The organism is Streptomyces sp. NBC_00377 (assembly GCF_036075115.1).
GTDB lineage: Bacteria > Actinomycetota > Actinomycetes > Streptomycetales > Streptomycetaceae > Streptomyces.
On the sequence record NZ_CP107958.1, the window covers coordinates 1113332 to 1133202 of the forward strand.

A 19871-nucleotide genomic window follows, 5' to 3' on the forward strand; every position below is an offset into this window, starting at 1 on the left:
CTGAGGCGCGCTATTGAACCCACGTACAACATGCTCAAGCTGCCGCTGCATCAAGGGAGATCGCGTCATGGCGGAGACGACGGGGACGACCGGGCCGACGGGCCGACCGGCCGCGGCGAGGACGAAGGAGCCGGCGGCCGAAGACCTCCTGCCGAAGGGCTTCCGCAGCGCGGAGCTCGGCTGGCCCGCACTGGAGCGCATACCCCATCCGCCGCACCGGCTGCCCCTGCTCGGCGACCTCCTGGGTGCGAGCCGGCGCACGCCGCTCCAGGACTCCCTGCGGTACGGCAGGCAGCTGGGGCCGATCTTCCGCCGCAAGGTGTTCGACCGGGAGTTCGTCTTCGTGGGGGGCGCCGCACTGGCCGCCGACATGGCGGACGAGACGCGGTTCGCCAAGCATGTCGGGCTGGGCATCGCCAATCTGCGGCCCGTCGTCGGGGACGCGCTGTTCACGGCGTACAACCACGAGCCCAACTGGCAGCTGGCGCACGACGTCCTGGCCCCGGGGTTCAGCCGGGAGGCCATGGCGGCCTATCACCCGATGATGCTGGACGTGGCGGAGCGGCTCACCGGCCACTGGGACCGGGAGGTGGCCGCGGGACGGCCGGTGGACGTGCCGGGCGACATGACCAAGCTGACCCTGGAGACCATCGCGCGCACCGGCTTCGGACACGACTTCGGGTCCTTCGAACGGGCCCGGCCGCATCCCTTCGTGACGGCGATGGTGGGCACCCTCACCTACGCGCAGCGCCTCAACAGCGTGCCCTCGCCCGCCCTGCTGCGGCGGGCGTCGCGCCGCAACGACGCCGACATCGCCCACCTGAACCGCACGGTCGACGACCTGGTGCGGGCGCGTCGCGCCGGAGGCGGCGGGGACGGCGACCTGCTCGACCGGATGCTCGACACCGCACATCCGCGAACGGGTGAACGGCTGTCGGCGTTGAACGTGCGGCGCCAGGTCGTCACCTTCCTGGTCGCCGGGCACGAGACCACCTCGGGCGCCCTCTCCTTCGCCCTGCACTACCTCTCCCTGAACCCCCGCCTCGCGGCCCGCGCCCGCGCCGAGGTGGACCGGGTGTGGGGGGACACGGCCGTGCCGGGGTACGAGCAGGTCGCCAAGCTGCGGTACGTCCGCCGGGTCCTCGACGAGGCGCTGCGGCTGTGGCCGACGGCGCCCGCGTTCGCGCGCGAGGCGCGGGCGGACACCGTGCTGGGCGGGGAGCACCCGATGCGGCGGGGCGGCTGGGCGCTGGTCCTGACGGCCATGCTGCACCGGGACCCCGACGTCTGGGGGCCGGACGCCGAACGGTTCGACCCGGACCGCTTCGACGCGGCGGCGGTCCGCGCGCGTGCCCCGCACACCTACAAGCCGTTCGGCACGGGGGCGCGGGCCTGCATCGGACGGCAGTTCGCGCTGCACGAGGCCACGCTGGTGCTCGGGCTGCTGCTGCGCCGCTACGAACTGCGGCCGGACCCGGCGTACCAGCTACGGGTCACGGAACGGCTGACGCTGATGCCGGACGGGCTGCGGATGCACCTGGAACGGCGGACACCGGCGGCCGGCGGGCCCTCCGGCGCGGAGAGCGAGGCGCCGGCCTCAGAGCCGCGCTGTCCAGTGCGCGGGGCGGGCGACTGACTCCGGCAGCCTGGTGGCCGCGCTCCCCCGGGCCGCGTTCAGCTGCGGCTCGGTGAGGAAGAAGGCGCCGGTCAGGTCGGCGTCGGTGAGGTCGGTGTCGCGCAGGTCCGCGCCGATCAGGTCCGCGCCGCGCAGATCCGCTCCGGTGAGGTCGGCGGCGATCAGACAGGCGCCGCGGAGGTTCGCGCCCCGCAGATCCGCACCCCGCAGGCGGGCGCCGACCAGGTCGGCGCCCCGACGCTCCTTGCCGCGCCCGCGGACACCGGCCCGGACCAGTTCACTGGTCCTCAGGAGCAGCACGTTGACGTCCTGACGGTGGGCGGGGACGTCGAGGGCGGCCAGCTCGTCCGGGGTCAGCCGGGTGAGTTCCTCCGTCTTCGCCAAGGAGCTGCGCAGCTCGCCGTGGAGGGGGCGGGCGGCGGCGAGGCCGAGCGCCTCGGTGAGGTACCAGAGGAGTTCGTGGAGCTGCCGGACGACGGGGAAGACCTCGGACATCCGGCGGGCGTCCCCGGGCGGAGCCGTACGCGGGTCCCGGCCGCCGAAGGTGACCTGCGAGACCTTCTGCCCGGCGCCGAAGCAGTCGTACACCGTGCAGCCGGTGAAGCCGGACTGCCGCAGCCGTGCGTGGATGCCGCAGCGGTGGTCCTCGCCCAGGTTGGGGCACGGCCGGCCCGCGGGCTTGTCGATCGCGAAGTCCGCGGAGCGTGCGAAGGGCAGGGCCACACAGCACAGACCGAAGCAGTTCCCGCAGTCCCCGCGCAGTCCCGTCCGGTCCGCCGTCGTCTCTCCCATGCGGTCCACCCTACTGACCTGCCGCACCGCCGTCCGACCGGCTCCGCCGACGCGGCCGTACCCCGCCGGACCCGGCCCTTCGCCCTCGTGCCGCGCCGCCCCGGCCGGCCACGACGGCACCGGCCCGCCGCTGCGGCTCGGGCAGCGGTCGGCGAGCGGTCGGCGAAGGGGGCGTCACACCTCGTCGCGGGCGAGGGCGAGCAGCCGGTCCAGGACACGGGGGCCGCCGGCCCGGACGCCGTCGTGCTCGAACTCGTCGGTGACCCAGGTGCGCAGACCGCGGACGGCGCGGGCGGTGTGCAGCGAGTGGGCGGTGTCGACGTAGAGGTCGTCGTGGTAGACCGCCGCCGCCACCGGGACCTCGTTGGCGGCGAGACGCGCCGGGTCGTACAGCGGCGGCCAGTCGGTGCGGGCGGCGAGGAGTTCGGCGGTCTCGCGCAGCGGGCGCAGCGCGGGGTCGGTGTCGAACATCCAGGGGTGGACGGTCTCCCCGGTGAGCAGCAGCGGTCCGTCACCGGTGAGCGTCTTCGCCGCGTCGAACTGCGGGAACTCGGCGCGCACCCGTTCGGCGGCCCAGGCGGTGGGGCGGCCGCCCTGGCCGTAGGCCGCCTCGTGGACGAGGGCGTAGAGCGGGTGTCCGGCGAAGGAGAGGAGGCCCTGGATCTCCTCCTGGAAGGCATCGGACAGCTCCGGTCCCCGCGGGGTGGGGACGAACGCCTCTTCCAGGAGGTGGTGCAGGCGGTGGCTGCCCTCACCGCCGCCGAGGAGGATGCCGAGGGTCTGGAAGGCCTCGACGGTGAGGTGGTGGCCGTTCGGGAGGGTCACCTGGTGGTGGAGGAGGTGGTCGGCGATGCGGCGGGCGCGTTCGACGTCCTGCGGGTAGCGGGCGTAGTGCGCGGCGGCCTTGCGCTCCATGCGCGGGTAGGCGGCGCGGTAGACGTCGTCGGCGTGGGCGTCGAGGCTCGGCAGACCGCCGGTGATCAGAGCCGCGGCGAGGCCCTCGGGGGCGGTGGAGAGGTAGGTGACCGTACAGAAGCCGCCGAAGCTCTGGCCGAGCACCGTCCACGGGGCGCCGCCGGTGACCTCGCGGCGGATCAGCTCGCAGTCGCGGACGATCGAGTCGGCGCGGAAGTGCGCGAGGTAGCCGGCCTGCTCGGCCGGGCCACCGCGCAGCGGGAGCGTCTGACGGTTGGCGGGAGTGGAGTGGCCGGTGCCCCGCTGGTCGAGGAGGAGGACGCGGAACTCCTCCAGCGCGCGTCCGAGCCAGGCCGGGCGGCCGACGAAGCGGTTGGCGCCGAAGCCGGGGCCGCCCTGGAGATAGAGCAGCCAGGGCAGGTCCTGGTCCGCCTTCTCGCTCGCGACGACCTCACGGGCGTAGAGACCGATCGTCTCTCCGCCGGGGTCGGCGTGGTCGAGCGGCACGGTGAAGCGGCGGTCGGTGAGGACGACGCCGGGCTGGCGATAGCTGACGGACAACAGGGGCTCCCGGGACGATCGGTGTACGGACCGCGTCCCAGTTCAGCACATGTCAGGGCGGTGGCGGAGCCCGGGGGATCATGAACAGCTACTGAACGGGCACTCAGCGCGTTACTGAACCGCCGCTCAGCGCGCCGGCAGGCTGGACCTGCGCACCACCAGCTCCGGCTGGAGCACCACCCGCCGGTGCTCGTGCCGGCCGGCCCCCGGTCCGCCGCCTTCTTCCGTCTCCTCCAGCAGCATCCCGGCGGCCAGGGCGCCCATGGTGACGGCGGGCTGGCGTACCGAGGTGAGGGGGACGGCCGCGGCGGCCGCGAACTCGATGTCGTCGTAGCCGACGATGGCCAGGTCCTCGGGGACGTTGACCCCCGCCGCGTACATGGCCTGGAGCACGCCGAGCGCGAGCAGGTCGTTGGCGCAGAACACGGCGGTCGGACGGTCGGCCAGTCCCAGCAGCCGGGCACCCGCGTCCCGCCCGGCGGCCACGTCGAGCCGCTCGGTGGGCAGCTCGCGCAGGCACTCCGGGCCGAGGCCCGCCTCGGCGAGTGCGTTCAGGGCCCCGGTGCGGCGGTCGCGGACCTGGGTGAAGCCGGGCGGGCCGCTGACGTAGGCGATCGAGCGGTGTCCGGCGTCGATCAGATGCCGTACGGCGAGCGCGCCGCCCGCCTCGTCGTCCACGGAGACCGAGCACTCGGTGGTGCCCTCGGAGACCCGGTCGACGAGGACGAAGGGGATGCCGTGCCGGCGGAACGAGGCGATGTTGCGGCCGGTCGCGTCGGCGGGGGTGAGCAGCACGCCCCGCACCCGCTGCTCGGCGAAGAGCGACAGGTACTCGGCCTCCTCGCCCGCGCTCTCGGCGCTGTTGCAGACCATCACGCCGAGGCCGGCGTCGCGGGCGGCCCGCTCGGCGCCCCGGGCGACGTCCACGAAGAAGGGGTTGCCCATGTCGAGGACGAGCAGCCCCATGATCCGGCTGCGCCCCGCGCGCAGCTGACGGGCGGACTCGCTGCGGACGTAGCCGAGCCGGTCTATCGCCGACAGCACGCGCGCCCGGGTCTCGGTGGCGACGGTGTCGGGGCGGTTGATGACGTTGGAGACCGTGCCGACGGAGACTCCGGCGGCTCGGGCGACGTCCTTGATTCCCACCGGCTGGGCCATCAGGCGGGGACCTCCAGGTGAACGGGGTACGGCGGGGCGGCCTTCACATTACCGCCACCCCGCCGCGCCCCTGTCCGGGTACGGGTACGGGTCATGCGGGCAGTGCGAAGTCGACGACGTGGAGCGCCGAGGGCGTCGTCCCGCTCGACTTCTCCTGGTACATGAACGAGAGCGTGTTGTCGGCCTTGACGCGTGCTTCGTCGATCACGACCTCGCCGAAGGCGTTGAGGCCGCTGCCGTCGAACAGCACCGTCCAGTCCGTGTGGCCGGAGGCCTTCGAGGCGCCGGCGATCCGGCCGAAGGGGAAGATCGCGTAGGCGTTGTCGTACTTGTCCAGGACCAGCTTGGTGCGCTGGCTGGAGCCGAGGACGACGGGGATCTCCGTCTTCTGCCAGGTTCCGGAGGAGTTCTTGCGGAGGTGGAAGGCACGGCCGTTGGCGGTGCGGTCGGCGACGTAGTTCGTGGTGCACTGGCCGAAGCGGCCGGGGACGTAGCTGATGATCGCGTGCGGGAGGCCGGTGGAGTCGGTTGCCTGGCTCTCCTGGTTCATCAGGGAGTGGTCGGGGTTGAGCGCGTCCACGACGAGTCCGGCGTCCGTGACGGCGACCTTGTCGGAGCCGCCGGTGGCGCCGACGACGGTGCCCGCGTTGTTGCGCCAGGTGCGGCCGCGGTCGGTGGAGTACACGTAGCCGGTGTCGTGGTTGGTGATGCCGCCGCTGGAGCACATGACGGCGCCGTTCTGCTCGCGCCAGGTGAAGAAGGAGTGCAGCCGGCCGTTGACGTCGTAGTCGATGCCGTGCAGGTACATGTTGCGGGCGGTCGAGGAGCCGTGCTCACTGGTGTAGGTGCCGGTGGAGCCGGACCACTCGCCGAGGTTCGTCCAGGTGGAACCGTCGTACTCCGCGAGGGCGTTGCGGCCGTTGCCGGAGATGCCGGCCCGGTAGCTGAGCTGGAGCTTGCCCTCGGGGGTGGCGACGAACTGCGGGTAGGTGAACTGGGTGGTGAGCGCGAGGCCGTCGAGGGTGGTCTGCACGGCGCCGAAGACGGAGGACGTCCAGGAGGTGGTCGCCGGGTTGTCGAGCAGACCCGCGACCGACTTCACGTAGAAGAAGCCGTCGCTGTGGGAGTCCATGTTGAGGTGGAGCCGGCCGTCGACCTTGGAGACGCCCATGGAGATGACGTTGTGGGAGTCGCTGGCCTTGAGCTGGTGGGAGAGCGTGACGGTGGACCAGGTGGCGTCGCCGAGGACGCGGCGGGCGACGACCGCGTTCCCGGTGGAGGTGTACCAGGTGGCGTACTGGTAGCCCTTGTAGGTCAACAGGCCGTTCTTCTGGAACGAGTTGTTGTTGACCAGGCCGTCGTAGGAGACGAAGAACACCGCTGCGGCGTCGAGTCGGGTGGTGCCCTTCCTGGTGACCGAGGGGCCGGGGTCGGCGGCGCGGGCGGTGCCGGCGGCGAGGACGGGGGACGCCGCGGCGCTGAGGAGAGCGCCGGCCAGCAGGGTGCGTCGTCTCATCTCGGGGGACTCCATTGTCTGCGAGAGCGGGGAACGGGGGCGAGGGGGGAGGGAGTGCGGGGGGCGGGGTGTCAGGCGAGGTGGAAGACCTCGGTGAGGGGCTTCATCGCCTCGTCGGGGCGGGCTCCGTCGAGGGATTCGAAGAACGGCGCCATCTCCGCCTGCCAGCGGGCGTTGACGTCGGTGGCCTCCATGCCGGCCTGGGCGGCGGCGAAGTCCTCGGTCTCCAGGTAGCCGACGAGCAGGCCGTCGTCTCTCAGGAAGAGGGAGTAGTTGTGCCAGCCGGTGGCCGAGAGAGCTTCCAGCATCTCCGGCCACACGGCGTCATGGCGTTCGCGGTACTCGGCGAGCCGGTTCTGACGGACCTTGAGCAGGAAACAGACGCGCTGCATGAAGTACCGCTCCTTTGTGGGGGATCGAAGCGACCGGCGATCAGGGGCGACCGGTGACTAGAAGTTGAACTGGTCGATGTTCTTGGCGTCGAACACGGTCGGCTTGCCGAGGCTGATCACGCCGTCCTTGCCGATGGTGTAGGTGGTGGTGCCGGCCTTGAAGGTCTCGCCCTCCTTGCCGGTGATCTGGCCCGAGACCAGCGCCACGGCCGTCTGGGCGGCCAGCGCGCCGAGCTTCGCGGGGTCCCACAGCTCGAAGGCGTCGACGGTGCCGTTCTTGACGTAGGTGCGCATGTCGTTCGGGGTGCCGAGGCCGGTCAGCTTGACCTTGCCCTTGTACTTGGAGCCCGACAGGTACTGGGCGGCCGCCTTGATGCCGACGGTGGTCGGGGAGATGATCCCCTTCAGGTTCGGGTACTGCTGGAGCAGGCCCTGGGTCTGCTGGAAGGACTGCTGGGCGTCGTCGTTGCCGTAGGCCACCTTGACGAGCTTGACGTCCTTGTACTTGGCGTCCTTCAGCTCGTCCTTCATGAAGTCGATCCAGGTGTTCTGGTTCGTCGCGGTCTGCGCGGCCGACAGGATCGCGATCTCGCCCTTGTAGCCGATCTGCTCGGCGAGCAGCTGCACCTCGGTGCGGCCCAGGTCCTCGGCGGACGCCTGCGAGACGAAGGCGTTGCGGCACTCGGGGTTGGTGTCCGAGTCGTAGGTGACGACCTTGATCTTGTTGCTCATGGCCTGCTTGAGCGCGGTGCACAGGGCGCCCGGGTCCTGGGCGGACACGGCCATCGCGTCGACCTGCTGCTGGGTGAGGGTGTTGACGTACGACACCTGGCTGGAGGTGTCGGTGGCGCTGGAGGGGCCGACCTCCTTGTAGTTGGAGCCCAGCTCCTTCAGGGCCGCCTCGCCGCCCTTGTCGGAGGAGGTGAAGTACGGGTTGTTGACCTGCTTGGGCAGGAAGCCGACGGTCAGGCCCTTCTTGGTGGCCGCGTTCGGGTCGGCCTTGCCGGTCGCGGCGGCCGAGGCGCCGCCGCTCTTGACGTCCTCCTTGGTGGTGCCGCCGCAGGCGGTGGCCGCGAGGGCGAGGGAGGAGACGACGGCGAGCGTCGCACAGGCACGGCTCAGGGATGACTTGCGCATGAGGTCCTTCTTCGGAGAGGAGGGGTGAATCCTTCGAGGGGCGCGGGGAACCGCGCGGCCGGCCGCAGCGGGCCCGCAGCTTCGATCACGGCCTAGCCGGCGGAGCGTGCCGCCCTCGCGACGGTGATCTGCCGTGCGACCCGGGGGCCGAGCACGGAGACGACGAGCAGGACGCCGGTGACGACGATCTGCGACTGGGCGGAGACGTCCTGGAGGCTCATCACGTTCTGCGCCGCGCCGAGCAGGAAGACTCCCGCGACGGCGCCGCCGAGCGTGCCCTTGCCTCCGTCGAAGTCGATTCCGCCGAGCAGGACGGCCGCGATGACGGAGAGTTCGAGGCCGGTGGCGTTGTCGTAGCGGGCGCTGGCGTAGTGCAGGGCCCAGAAGATGCCGGTGAGGGAGGCCATCAGGCCGGTCACCGTGAACAGGATCAGCTTCTGCCGCTTGACCCGGACACCGGCGAACCGGGCGGCCTCCTCGCTGGCGCCGATCGCGAACAGCGAGCGGCCGAAGGGGGTGGCGTGCAGCACGACCACCGCGATCGCGAGCAGGACGACGAAGGGCAGGAAGGCCTGCGGGAGGAAGCTGTCCCCCACGCGGCCCGCTGCGAAGTCCAGGTACTGGGTGGGGAAGTCGGTGACCGCGTCGGAGCCGAGGACGATCTGCGCGATGCCCCGGTAGGCGGCGAGGGTACCGATGGTGACGGCGAGCGAGGGCAGGCCGAGCCGGGTCACGAGCAGGCCGTTGACCAGCCCGCACACCACGCCGAGCAGCAGACAGATCGGAATGATGGTCTCGATCGTCATGCCCTGGTTCCACAGGGCGCCCATCACCGCGCCGGACAGCCCGGCGGTGGAGGCGACGGACAGGTCGATCTCACCGGCGACGACCAGCAGGGTCATCGGCAGCGCGACGAGCGCGATGGGCAGGGTGTTGCCGATCAGGAACGACAGGTTGAGGGCGTTGCCGAAGCCGTCCACGAAGGTGAACGAGAACAGCAGCAGGACGATCAGGAGGGCGCCGACGGCACCGTCCCACCTGAGGGCGGACCAGCGGACGGCGCGGGTGAGCGGCTCAGGCATGGCCGGCGTCTCCCTTCTTGACGGTGGTCTTCACGGGTGCGTTGGTGGTGCGGGCCGCGGCGGACTTCTTCTTCAGGGCGGACGCCACCCGCAGGGCGACGACCCGGTCGACCGCGATGGCCAGCAGGAGCAGCACACCGTTGATGGCGAGCACCCAGACCGAGCTGACGCCGAGCGCGGGCAGGACGCTGTTGATGGAGGTGAGCAGCAGCGCGCCGAGGGCTGCGCCGTAGACGCTGCCGGAGCCGCCGGTGAAGACGACACCGCCGACGACGACCGCGCTGACGACGGTGAGTTCGTAGCCGGTGCCGGTCCCGGAGTCGACGTTTCCGAACCGGGCGAGGTACATCGCCCCGGCGAGACCGGCGAGGCCGCCGCAGAAGGTGTACGCGGCGAGGATCCGCTTGCGGACGGGGATGCCCGCGAGGCGGGCGGCCTCCGGGTTGGAGCCGAGCGCGTAGAGCTCGCGTCCGCTGCCGAAGTGCTTGAGGTAGTAGGCGGTGGCGATGAGCACGGCGAGCGCGATCAGCGCGAGCCACGGCACCGCCGAGAGTCCGCCGGAGCCGAAGTCGACGAACGAGTTCGGCAGGTCGGCCGCGGTGATCTGGCGGGAGCCGACCCAGATGGAGTCGATGCCGCGGATGATGTACAGCGTGCCGAGGGTGACGACCAGGGCGGGCACCTGGCCGAGGCTGACCAGCAGCCCGTTGAGCAGCCCGAAGCCGATGCCCAGCAGGACCGCGAGGACGATCGCGATCACCGGGTTGCCCCCGCCGTGCAGATAGGTGCCGGCCGCGAAGGCGCTGATTCCGAGGGTGGAGCCGACCGACAGGTCGACGTTGCGGGTGATGACGACCAGGGACTGGCCGGTGGCGACCAGCACGAGGATGGTCGCGTTCAGCAGCAGGTCCTTGATGCCCTGCTCGGACAGGAACTCGCTGTTGCCGGCCTGGGTGACGGCGATCATCACCAGGAAGACGACCAGGATGGCGAGTTCGCGCATCTTGAAGACACGGTCGACGAGCCGGGTGCCGCTGGACTTCGGCACCTCGGCGACGGGGGCCTCGTGGGAGGTGGTCACCGTCATGCGGCTGTCCTCCCGGTGGCTGCGGCCATCACGGTTTCCTCGGTGGCTTCGGTGCGGGGGATCTCGGCGGCGAGCCGGCCCTCGTGCATCACCAGCACGCGGTCGGCCATGCCGAGGATCTCGGGCAGGTCGGAGGAGATCATCAGGACGGCGACCCCGTCGGCGGCCAGCTCGCCGAGCAGCCGGTGCACCTCGGCCTTGGTCCCGACGTCGATGCCCCGGGTCGGCTCGTCGACGATGAGCACCTTGGGGCCGGTGGCCAGCCACTTGGCGAGGACGACCTTCTGCTGGTTGCCGCCGGACAGCGTGTTGACGGTGTCGGCGATCCGGGCGTACTTCACCTGGAGCCTGACCGCCCAGTCGAGGGAGCGGCTGCGCTCGGCGCCGCGGTCCATCAGGCCGCCCTTCACGGTCGTGCGCAGGCCGGTGAGGCCGATGTTGCGTTCGATGGACATGTCCATCACCAGGCCCTGGGCCCGGCGGTCCTCGGGGACCAGGGCGATGCCGGCCGCCATCGCGGTCGAGGGCGCGCCGTTCGTCAGGGCCCGGCCGTCGACGGCGACCTCTCCGGCGTCCCAGCGGTCGATACCGAAGACCGCGCGGGCGACCTCGGTGCGCCCGGCGCCGACGAGCCCGGCGAGGCCGACGATCTCGCCGCGCCTGACCTCGAAGGAGACGTCGGTGAAGACGCCCTCCCGGGTCAGCCGGCGGACGCTGAGGGCGACCTCGCCCGGTGTCACGTCCTGCTTGGGGTAGAGCTCGTCGAGGTCGCGGCCGACCATACGGCGGACCAGGTCGTCCTCGGTCATGTCCGCCAGCGGTTCGCTGGCGATCCACGCGCCGTCGCGCAGGGTGGTCACCCGCCCGCAGATCTCGAAGATCTCCTCCAGCCGGTGCGAGATGAACAGCACCGCCGCCCCCTGCTCGCGCAGGGTGCGGACGACGCCGAAGAGACGGGCGACCTCGCTGCCGGTGAGGGCGGCGGTCGGCTCGTCCATGATCAGGACCCGGGCGTCGAACGAGAGCGCCTTGGCGATCTCGACGATCTGCTGGTCCGCGATGGACAGGCCGCGCGCCGGGCGGTCGGGGTCGAGCTCGACGCCCAGGCGCTGCATCAGGGCGGCGGTGGCCGCGTGGGTGGCCTTGTGGTCGATGCGGCCGAGAGCCCGCCGGAGCTGCCGGCCCATGAAGATGTTCTCGGCGATCGACAGGTCGGGGAAGAGCGTGGGCTCCTGGTAGATCACGGCGATGCCGGCGTCGCGGGCGTCGCCGGGACCGTGGAAGACGACGGGCTCACCGTCGAGCAGTACCCGACCGGCGTCGGGTCGGTGCACTCCCGCGAGCGTCTTGATGAGTGTCGACTTGCCCGCGCCGTTCTCTCCGGCGAGTGCGTGTACCTCGCCGGGGAACAGCTCCAGGGAGACGCCCCGCAGGGCGCGAACGGCGCCGAAGGACTTGGCTACGTCCTTCAACGCCAGCACCGGGGCCGGTCCCGCGTCGGACGGGTGGGTCATGGATGGCTCCTCGACGACGCCCGGGACGTGCCCTCACGGCGTCGTGAAAGGTTTCAACTGGATTGCCGGGACGTTAGGCATCCGGGCCATGTCACGTCAATGGGTACGTCTCGAAAAGTTTTCGATAGTCGAAGGTCACGCACCGGTCACGAACAACGGAGCAGTCCGGAGGGGTTGACACTCTCCCCGCCGCCTCATAGCTTCCCGTTCTGAATCGTTTCATCCGGGAGTTGTTCCGGACCGATGTCACAGGAGCCGAAGTGACCGACCTCGCCGCGGTGAAGGCCGCGCTGAAGACCCAGGCCGTCGAGACGCCGTCGTGGGCGTACGGGAACTCAGGCACCCGTTTCAAGGTGTTCGCCCAGGAGGGCGTCCCGCGCACTCCGCAGGAGAAGCTGGACGACGCGGCGCAGGTGCACTCGTTCACCGGCGTGGCCCCGACCGTGGCGCTGCACATCCCGTGGGACAAGGTGGAGGACTACTCCGCACTCGCGAAACACGCCGAGGACCGCGGGGTGAAGCTGGGGGCGATCAACTCCAACACCTTCCAGGACGACGCCTACAAGCTGGGCAGCATCTGCCACCCGGACGCGGCGGTGCGGCGCAAGGCTCTCGGTCATCTGCTGGAGTGCGTCGACATCATGGACGCGACCGGCTCCGCCGATCTGAAGCTGTGGTTCGCCGACGGTACGAACTATCCCGGCCAGGACGACCTCCGCGCACGCCAGGACCGGCTCGCCGAGGGCCTGGCCGCGGTGTACGAGCGGCTCGGGGACGGGCAGCGGATGCTGCTGGAGTACAAGTTCTTCGAGCCCGCCTTCTACGCGACGGACGTCCCGGACTGGGGCACGGCGTACGCGCACTGCCTCAAGCTCGGTCCGAAAGCGCAGGTCGTGGTGGACACCGGGCACCACGCTCCCGGCACCAACATCGAGTTCATCGTCGCCACGCTGCTGCGGGAGGGCAAGCTCGGCGGCTTCGACTTCAACTCGCGGTTCTACGCCGACGACGACCTCATGGTGGGCGCCGCCGACCCCTTCCAGCTGTTCCGGATCATGTACGAAGTCGTGCGCGGCGGCGGCTTCACGTCCGAGGTCGCCTTCATGCTCGACCAGTGCCACAACATCGAGTCGAAGATCCCGGCGATCATCCGGTCCGTGATGAACGTGCAGGAGGCGACGGCGAAGGCGCTGCTGGTCGACCGGTCGGCGCTGGCCGCCGCGCAGGCCGGCGGGGACGTGCTGGAGGCGAACGCGGTGGTCATGGACGCGTACAACACGGATGTGCGTCCCCTGCTTCGCGAGGTGCGGGAGGAGATGGGGCTGGACCCCGAGCCTCTCGCCGCGTACCGGCGGTCCGGGTGGGCCGAGAAGATCGTCGCCTCGCGGGTGGGTGGGGAGCAGGCGGGCTGGGGGGCGTGAGCGTCCGCCCCGAACTGTTTCGTCGCGGGCCGCGAGCCCGCTGTGGCCGTTCGCGCAGTTCCCCGCGCCCCCTGGGAACGGCTCTCCCCCTCTCTCGAGTAAGGACTGGAAGTTCATGGCACCGCACCCCGAAGCCTCCGCCCTCCTGGCCCGGTCCCACCGGCTCGGCGCCGATCCCCGCAACACCAACTACGCCGGCGGGAACACCTCCGCCAAGGGCACCGACACCGATCCCGTGACCGGCGGGGACGTCGAGCTGATGTGGGTGAAGGGGTCCGGTGGGGACCTCGGCACCCTGACCGGAGCCGGACTGGCCGCCCTGCGACTGGACCGCCTGCGAGGGCTCGTCGACGTCTACCCGGGGGTCGACCGCGAGGACGAGATGGTCGCCGCGTTCGACTACTGCCTGCACGGCAAGGGCGGGGCGGCGCCGTCGATCGACACCGCCATGCACGGGCTCGTCGACGCCGCACACGTCGATCATCTGCACCCCGACTCCGGTATCGCGCTCGCCTGCGCGGCCGACGGGGAGAAGCTGACCGCCGAGTGCTTCGGGGACAGCGTGGCCTGGGTGCCCTGGCGGCGGCCCGGGTTCCAGCTGGGGCTGGACATCGCCGCGATCAAGGCGGCCAACCCGCAGGCGATCGGTGTGGTCCTCGGCGGCCACGGCATCACCGCCTGGGGCGACACCTCCGAGGAGTGCGAGCGCAACTCGCTGCACATCATCCGGACCGCGGAGGCGTTCCTCGCGGAGAAGGGGAAGGCCGATCCGTTCGGGCCGGTCCTCGAGGGCTACGAGGCGCTGCCCGAGGACGAGCGCCGGGAGCGCGCCGCCGCGCTCGCGCCGTACGTGCGGGCGATCGCCTCGCGGGACCGCCCCCAGGTGGGGCACTTCACCGACTCCGACGCCGTGCTCGACTTCGTGGCGCGGGCCGAGCACCCCCGGCTCGCCGCGCTCGGCACCTCCTGCCCCGACCACTTCCTGCGCACCAAGGTGCGGCCGCTGGTCCTGGACCTGCCGCCCACCGCTGCGGTGGAGGATGCGATCGCGCGGCTCGGGGAGCTGCACGCCGAGTACCGCGAGGAGTACGCCGCCTACTACCGGCGGCACGCCGACGCCGACTCCCCCGCCATGCGCGGCGCCGACCCGGCGATCGTGCTGGTGCCGGGCGTCGGCATGTTCTCCTTCGGCAAGGACAAGCAGACGGCGCGGGTGGCCGGCGAGTTCTACGTGAACGCGATCAACGTGATGCGGGGCGCGGAGGCGGTGTCCTCGTACGCGCCGATCGAGGAGTCGGAGAAGTTCCGCATCGAGTACTGGGCCCTGGAGGAGGCCAAGCTCCAGAGGATGCCCGCGCCCAAGCCGCTGGCCACCCGGGTGGCCCTGGTCACGGGCGCCGGCAGCGGGATCGGCAAGGCCATCGCCCGGCGGCTGGCCGCCGAGGGCGCGTGTGTCGTCGTCGCCGATCTGAACGCCGAGAACGCGGCCGCCGTCGCCGAGGAGCTGGGCGGGGCCGACAAGGCGGTCGCCGTCACCGTCGACGTGACCTCCGAGGAGCAGATCGCCGACGCCTTCCGGGCCGCCGCGCTCGCCTTCGGCGGGGTCGACCTCGTCGTCAACAACGCCGGGATCTCCATCTCCAAGCCGTTGCTGGAGACCTCGGCCCGTGACTGGGACCTTCAGCACGACATCATGGCCCGCGGATCGTTCCTCGTCTCGCGTGAGGCGGCCCGGGTGATGATCGCGCAGGAGCTGGGCGGCGACATCGTCTACATCGCCTCGAAGAACGCCGTCTTCGCCGGCCCGAACAACATCGCCTACTCGGCGACCAAGGCCGACCAGGCCCACCAGGTCCGGCTGCTGGCCGCCGAGCTCGGCGAGCACGGCATCCGCGTCAACGGCGTCAACCCGGACGGCGTGGTGCGCGGGTCCGGCATCTTCGCGGGCGGCTGGGGCGCCCAGCGGGCCGCGACCTACGGCATCGAGGAGGACAAGCTCGGCGAGTTCTACGCCCAGCGGACCATCCTCAAGCGGGAGGTGCTGCCGGAGCACGTGGCGAACGCCGTGTTCGCGCTCACCGGCGGCGAGCTCACCCACACCACCGGACTGCACGTCCCCGTCGACGCGGGTGTGGCGGCCGCGTTCCTCCGGTGACGGCCGTGCGGTCGTACGCGGCGGTCGACCTCGGCGCGTCCAGCGGGCGCGTCATGGTCGGCCGGGTGGGTCCGGACTCGCTGGAGCTGGTGGAGGCGCACCGCTTCCGCAACCGGCCGGTCCGGGTTCCGGAGGGCCTGCGCTGGGACGTGCTGTCCCTCTACGCGGGGGTGCTGGACGGGCTGCGCGCGGCCGGCCCGGTGGACTCCGTGGGCATCGACAGCTGGGCCGTGGACTACGGCCTGCTCGACGCCGACGGAGCCCTGCTCGGCAACCCGGTGCACTACCGGGACGCACGCACCGAGGGGGTCGCCGAGAAGGTGTGGGCGACCGTGCCGGCGGCCGAGCTGTATGCGGCCACGGGTGTGCAGTACGCGCCCTTCAACACCCTCTACCAGCTGACGGCGGCCCGCGACACACGACAGCTCGCCCATGCCCGGCGTCTGTTGCTGATCCCCGATCTGCTGGCGTACTGGCTGACGGGCGAGCAGGGCACCGAGCTGACCAACGCCTCCACCACCCAGCTGATCGATCCCCGGACGGGCGACTGGTCGTACGACGTGGCCGCACGCCTCGGCATCGACCTGGAGCTGTTCGCGCCCTTGCGGCGGCCCGGCGACCCGGCGGGGCTGCTGCGGGCCGAGGTGCTGGAGGAGACGGGGCTGACCGGGCCCGTGCCGGTGACGACGGTCGGCTCACACGACACCGCGTCCGCCGTGGCCGCCGTCCCGGCGACCGGCGAGCGGTTCGCCTACATCTGCACCGGCACCTGGTCGCTGGCCGGCCTGGAGCTGACGGCGCCCGTGCTCACCGAGGAGAGCCGGGCCGCCAACTTCACCAACGAGCTGGGGCTGGACAGCACGGTCCGCTACCTGCGCAACATCATGGGGCTCTGGCTGCTCCAGGAGTGCCTGCGGACCTGGGGCGACCCGGATCTGGGCGAGCTGCTGCGGGAAGCGGCGGCCGTGCCCGCGCTGCGCTCGGTCGTGGACGCCGGGGATGCCGTCTTCCTGGCGCCCGGACGGATGCCGGAGCGGATCGCCGAGGCGTGCCGGGCGTCCGGGCAGCCGGTGCCCGTCTCCCCCGCGGAGATCACGCGCTGCATCCTCGACTCGCTGGCCCTGGCCCACCGGCGGGCCGTGGAGGAGGCCCAGCGGCTGGCCGACCACCCCGTGGACGTCGTGCACATCGTCGGTGGCGGCACCCGCAACACGCTGCTGTGCCAGCTGACCGCGGACGCCTGCGGGCTGCCGGTGGTGGCCGGTCCCACGGAGGCCGCGGCGCTCGGCAACGTGCTCGTCCAGGCACGGGCGCACGGACCGGTCGGCGACCGTGCCGACCTGCGCCGGCTGCTCGCCCGCACGCAGCCCCTGACCCGCTACGAGCCGCAGGGCGACGCCGTGCGGTGGCACGAGGCGCAGGCCCGGCTCGCCGCGCGGTGAGCCGGGGTCTCCCCCGGACCGCTGCCCCGGACTACTCTGCACTCATCCGATGACCTAACCTCAAGGAGCCGCGATGCGTGTCGCACTGTTCCTGACCTGTGTCAACGACACGCTCTATCCGGACACCGGCCGCGCCGTGGTGAAACTGCTGACCAGGCTGGGGGTCGACGTCGACTTCCCGATGGCCCAGACCTGCTGCGGCCAGGCCCACTACAACACCGGCTACCGTCATGATGCCGAACCGCTGGCCCGCCATTTCTCCGATGTCTTCGGGGAGTACGAGGCGATCGTCACGCCCTCGGGCTCGTGCGGGGCGATGGTGCGGGAGCTGTATCCGCGCATGGGCGAACGAGCCCGGGCCGAGGGCCGCGGGGACACCCTCGCCGCCACCCTGGCGCCGGTCGTCCCGAAGACGTACGAGCTCACCGAGTTCCTCGTGGACGTGCTCGGGGTGACGGACGTCGGAGCGTACTACCCGCACAAGGTGACCTATCACCCGACATGTCACGGACTGCGCGGGCTGGGACTCGGGGAGCGGCCTCGCCGACTGCTCCAGGCGGTGAAGGGGCTGGAGCTGAGGGAGCTGCCCGGGGCCGACGAGTGCTGCGGTTTCGGCGGGACCTTCGCGCTGAAGAACTCCGACGTCTCGGCGGCGATGGGCGCCGACAAGGTGCGCAACGCCGAGTCGACGGGCGCCGAGGTGCTGTGCGCGGCGGACAACTCCTGCCTGATGCACATCGGAGGGACCATGACCCGGCTGGAGACGGCCATGCGGCCGGTCCACATCGCGGAGATCCTGGCGAGCACGGAGGAGGAACCGGCCGTATGAGCGGGACGTATCTGGGAATGCCGGCCTTCCCGAAGGCCGCGCACGAGGCGGTCGGCAACCGGACCCTGCGCGCCAATCTGCGCCACGCCACGCACACCATCCGGGCCAAGCGGGCGAACGCCGTGGCCGAGGTGTCCGACTGGGCGGAGCTGCGGGAGGCGGGAAAGCAGATCAAGGACCACACCCTGCGTCATCTGGACCGCTATCTGGTGCAGTTGGAGGAGTCGGTGACGGCGGCGGGCGGCACCGTGCACTGGGCCGCCGACGCGGACGAGGCCAACCGGATCGTGGCCGCTCTGGTCAAGGAGACCGGCGAGCCGGAGGTCGTCAAGGTCAAGTCCATGGCCACGCAGGAGATCGGGCTCAACGAGGCGCTGGAGGCGGAGGGCATCCGCGCCTACGAGACCGATCTCGCCGAACTCATCGTGCAGTTGGGCAAGGACCGGCCTTCGCACATCCTGGTCCCCGCCATCCACCGCAACCGGGGTGAGATCCGGGACATCTTCGCCCGCGAGATGAGCGAGTGGGGCCGGCCCGCCCCCGAGGGGCTCACCGACACGCCCGCCGAACTCGCGGAAGCGGCCCGCGTCCACCTCCGCGAGAAGTTCCTGCGCGCCAAGGTGGGGATCTCCGGCGCCAACTTCATGGTCGCCGAGACCGGCACCCTGGTGGTCGTCGAGTCCGAGGGCAACGGGCGGATGTGTCTCACCCTGCCCGAGACGCTGATCTCCGTCGTCGGCATCGAGAAGATCGTGCCGACCTGGCGTGACCTGGAGGTCTTCCTCCAGACGCTGCCGCGCTCCTCGACGGCCGAGCGCATGAACCCGTACACGTCGACCTGGACCGGCACGACCGACGGCGACGGCCCCCGCACCTTCCATCTGGTGCTGCTGGACAACGGCCGCTCCGACACCCTCGCCGACGAGGTCGGCCGGCAGGCCCTGCGCTGCATCCGCTGCTCCGCCTGTCTGAACGTGTGCCCGGTGTACGAGCGGGCCGGCGGCCATGCCTACGGCTCGGTCTACCCGGGCCCGATCGGCGCGATCCTCAGCCCGCAGCTCAGGGGCACCGGCAGCGAGATCGACGCCTCCCTGCCGTTCGCCTCGTCGCTGTGCGGGGCCTGCTACGAGGTGTGCCCGGTGGCCATCGACATCCCGGAGGTACTGGTGCACCTGCGGGAACGGGTCGTCCAGGGCGGCCCGGTGACGCGTGAGGGCAACAAGGTGGTGCTCAAGCCGGCCAAGGGGCATGCCGCGGAGCGCGCCGCGATGCGGGCGGCGCGCTGGGCGTTCGGCCGGCCCGGCGCGCTGCGTGCCGGGCAGCGGCTGGCGTCCCGCACGCGTCGGCTGCATCCCCGTACGCTGCCCGGTCCCGGCAGGGCGTGGAGCGGCTCGCGGGATCTGCCCGCGGTGCCCGCGGAGCCGTTCCGCGACTGGTGGCAGCGTACGAACGGCGGCACCACCGGCGAAGGAGCGGCGAAGTGAGCAGCAGGGAGCGGATTCTGGGCCGGGTGCGGCGCGCGCTGGCCGACGTGCCGCGGGAGGACGTGCCGTACGGGGATGCCGTCGCCCGCGGCTATCTGCGCGAGCACGGCGCCCGCGGCGTCGAGGAGACGGTCGAGCTGCTGGCGGAGAACCTGGCGGACTACCGGGCCGTGGTGCACCGGTGCGGTCAGGATGAACTGCCTTCCTTGCTGGCGCGGTTGCTCGCGGAGCGGAAGGCGGCGACGGTGCTCGTGCCGCCCGGCCTCGACGAGGCGTGGCTGGCCCGGACGGACGTCGCACGCGTGGCGGACCGGGCGCAGAGCGACGCGCACGAACTGGACCGGGTGGACAGCGTGGTCACGGCCTGCGCGGTGGCGGTCGCCGAGACGGGCACGATCGTGCTGGACGGCGGACCCGACCAGGGCCGGCGCCGGATCACCCTGGTCCCGGACCACCACGTCTGTGTGGTGCGGGTTCCCGAGCAGGTCGTGTCGTCCGTACCGCAGGCCCTCGAACGGCTGGACCCGGCCCGGCCGTTGACCTGGATCTCCGGCCCGTCGGCGACCAGTGACATCGAGCTGGACCGGGTGGAGGGGGTGCACGGCCCGCGCACCCTGGAGGTGATCCTGGTCGGCTGAGCGCCCCTGCTCGGAGTGCGTGGGGCTCCAGGGGGCCGGTCGCCGGGCCCTGCACCACCCGCCCGCGCACGTCGAACCGCGAGCCGTGGCACGGGCACTCCCAGGCCTGCTC

16 protein-coding genes and 1 pseudogene are annotated in these 19871 nt (G+C 71.7%); 7 read left to right on the forward strand and 10 right to left on the reverse strand.

Translation table 11 applies throughout. The annotated features are described in order from the left end of the window. Positions 1–67: 67 nt before the first annotated feature. Positions 68–1636: a cytochrome P450 gene (locus OHS71_RS05015; RefSeq protein WP_328477191.1), complete on the forward strand. Its 1569-nt coding sequence runs from the start codon at positions 68–70 to the stop codon at positions 1634–1636. On the opposite strand, the gene OHS71_RS05020 is transcribed toward OHS71_RS05015, so the two are convergent. From OHS71_RS05020 to OHS71_RS05060, 9 genes are all read right to left on the reverse strand, one after another. After that, positions 1598–2428 carry a pentapeptide repeat-containing protein gene (locus OHS71_RS05020; RefSeq protein ID WP_328477193.1) on the reverse strand — a complete coding sequence of 277 codons (831 nt, stop codon included), beginning with the start codon at positions 2426–2428 and terminating at the stop codon, positions 1598–1600. The genes OHS71_RS05015 and OHS71_RS05020 overlap by 39 nt on opposite strands. A gap of 174 nt (positions 2429–2602) precedes the next feature. Then, the gene (locus OHS71_RS05025) at positions 2603–3904 is read right to left on the reverse strand and encodes an alpha/beta fold hydrolase (protein ID WP_328477195.1); all 1302 of its coding nucleotides are present in this window, start codon (positions 3902–3904) and stop codon (positions 2603–2605) included. A gap of 126 nt (positions 3905–4030) precedes the next feature. After that, positions 4031–5062: a LacI family DNA-binding transcriptional regulator gene (locus OHS71_RS05030; RefSeq protein ID WP_328477197.1), complete on the reverse strand. Its 1032-nt coding sequence runs from the start codon at positions 5060–5062 to the stop codon at positions 4031–4033. A gap of 91 nt (positions 5063–5153) precedes the next feature. Beyond that, the gene (locus OHS71_RS05035) at positions 5154–6578 is read right to left on the reverse strand and encodes a BNR repeat-containing protein (protein ID WP_328477199.1); all 1425 of its coding nucleotides are present in this window, start codon (positions 6576–6578) and stop codon (positions 5154–5156) included. Positions 6579–6649: 71 nt separating this feature from the next. Further along, on the reverse strand, positions 6650–6970 hold the full coding sequence (locus OHS71_RS05040; RefSeq protein WP_328477201.1) for an L-rhamnose mutarotase: 321 nt from the start codon (positions 6968–6970) through the stop codon (positions 6650–6652). 57 nt (positions 6971–7027) lie between these two features. After that, positions 7028–8107, reverse strand: a complete 1080-nt coding sequence (gene rhaS / locus OHS71_RS05045) for a rhamnose ABC transporter substrate-binding protein (RefSeq protein ID WP_328477203.1) — start codon at positions 8105–8107, stop codon at positions 7028–7030. A 92-nt stretch (positions 8108–8199) separates the two neighbouring features. Beyond that, entirely contained in the window at positions 8200–9189 is a 990-nt protein-coding gene (locus OHS71_RS05050) for an ABC transporter permease (protein ID WP_328477205.1), read from the reverse strand. After that, entirely contained in the window at positions 9182–10276 is a 1095-nt protein-coding gene (locus OHS71_RS05055; protein WP_328477207.1) for an ABC transporter permease, read from the reverse strand. The genes OHS71_RS05050 and OHS71_RS05055 overlap by 8 nt, the downstream gene beginning before the upstream one ends. Next, on the reverse strand, positions 10273–11790 hold the full coding sequence (locus OHS71_RS05060) for a sugar ABC transporter ATP-binding protein (RefSeq protein ID WP_328477209.1): 1518 nt from the start codon (positions 11788–11790) through the stop codon (positions 10273–10275). The genes OHS71_RS05055 and OHS71_RS05060 overlap by 4 nt, the downstream gene beginning before the upstream one ends. A gap of 260 nt (positions 11791–12050) precedes the next feature. Here OHS71_RS05060 and rhaI point away from each other — a divergent pair, with 260 nt between their 5' ends. The 6 genes from rhaI to OHS71_RS05090 all read left to right on the forward strand — a co-directional run bounded on the left by rhaI (position 12051) and on the right by OHS71_RS05090 (position 19759). After that, the gene (gene rhaI / locus OHS71_RS05065; protein WP_328477211.1) at positions 12051–13211 is read left to right on the forward strand and encodes an L-rhamnose isomerase; all 1161 of its coding nucleotides are present in this window, start codon (positions 12051–12053) and stop codon (positions 13209–13211) included. Positions 13212–13326: 115 nt separating this feature from the next. Next, a complete protein-coding gene (locus OHS71_RS05070; protein ID WP_328477213.1) occupies positions 13327–15366 on the forward strand; it encodes a bifunctional aldolase/short-chain dehydrogenase in 2040 nt (679 codons plus the stop codon). A 5-nt stretch (positions 15367–15371) separates the two neighbouring features. Then, a complete protein-coding gene (locus OHS71_RS05075) occupies positions 15372–16808 on the forward strand; it encodes a rhamnulokinase (protein WP_328477215.1) in 1437 nt (478 codons plus the stop codon). Between the two features lie 73 nt (positions 16809–16881). After that, a complete protein-coding gene (locus OHS71_RS05080; RefSeq protein WP_328477217.1) occupies positions 16882–17637 on the forward strand; it encodes a (Fe-S)-binding protein in 756 nt (251 codons plus the stop codon). Then, positions 17634–19121, forward strand: coding sequence for a LutB/LldF family L-lactate oxidation iron-sulfur protein (locus OHS71_RS05085; RefSeq protein ID WP_328477219.1), 1488 nt, complete (start codon positions 17634–17636; stop codon positions 19119–19121). The genes OHS71_RS05080 and OHS71_RS05085 overlap by 4 nt, the downstream gene beginning before the upstream one ends. Further along, positions 19118–19759 (forward strand): LutC/YkgG family protein, encoded by a 642-nt coding sequence (locus tag OHS71_RS05090; protein ID WP_328477221.1) that lies wholly within the window; start codon positions 19118–19120, stop codon positions 19757–19759. The genes OHS71_RS05085 and OHS71_RS05090 overlap by 4 nt, the downstream gene beginning before the upstream one ends. A gap of 25 nt (positions 19760–19784) precedes the next feature. Here the strand turns inward: OHS71_RS05090 and OHS71_RS05095 are convergent. Beyond that, positions 19785–19871: pseudogene (locus OHS71_RS05095) on the reverse strand (ubiquinol-cytochrome c reductase iron-sulfur subunit); the annotation flags it as partial.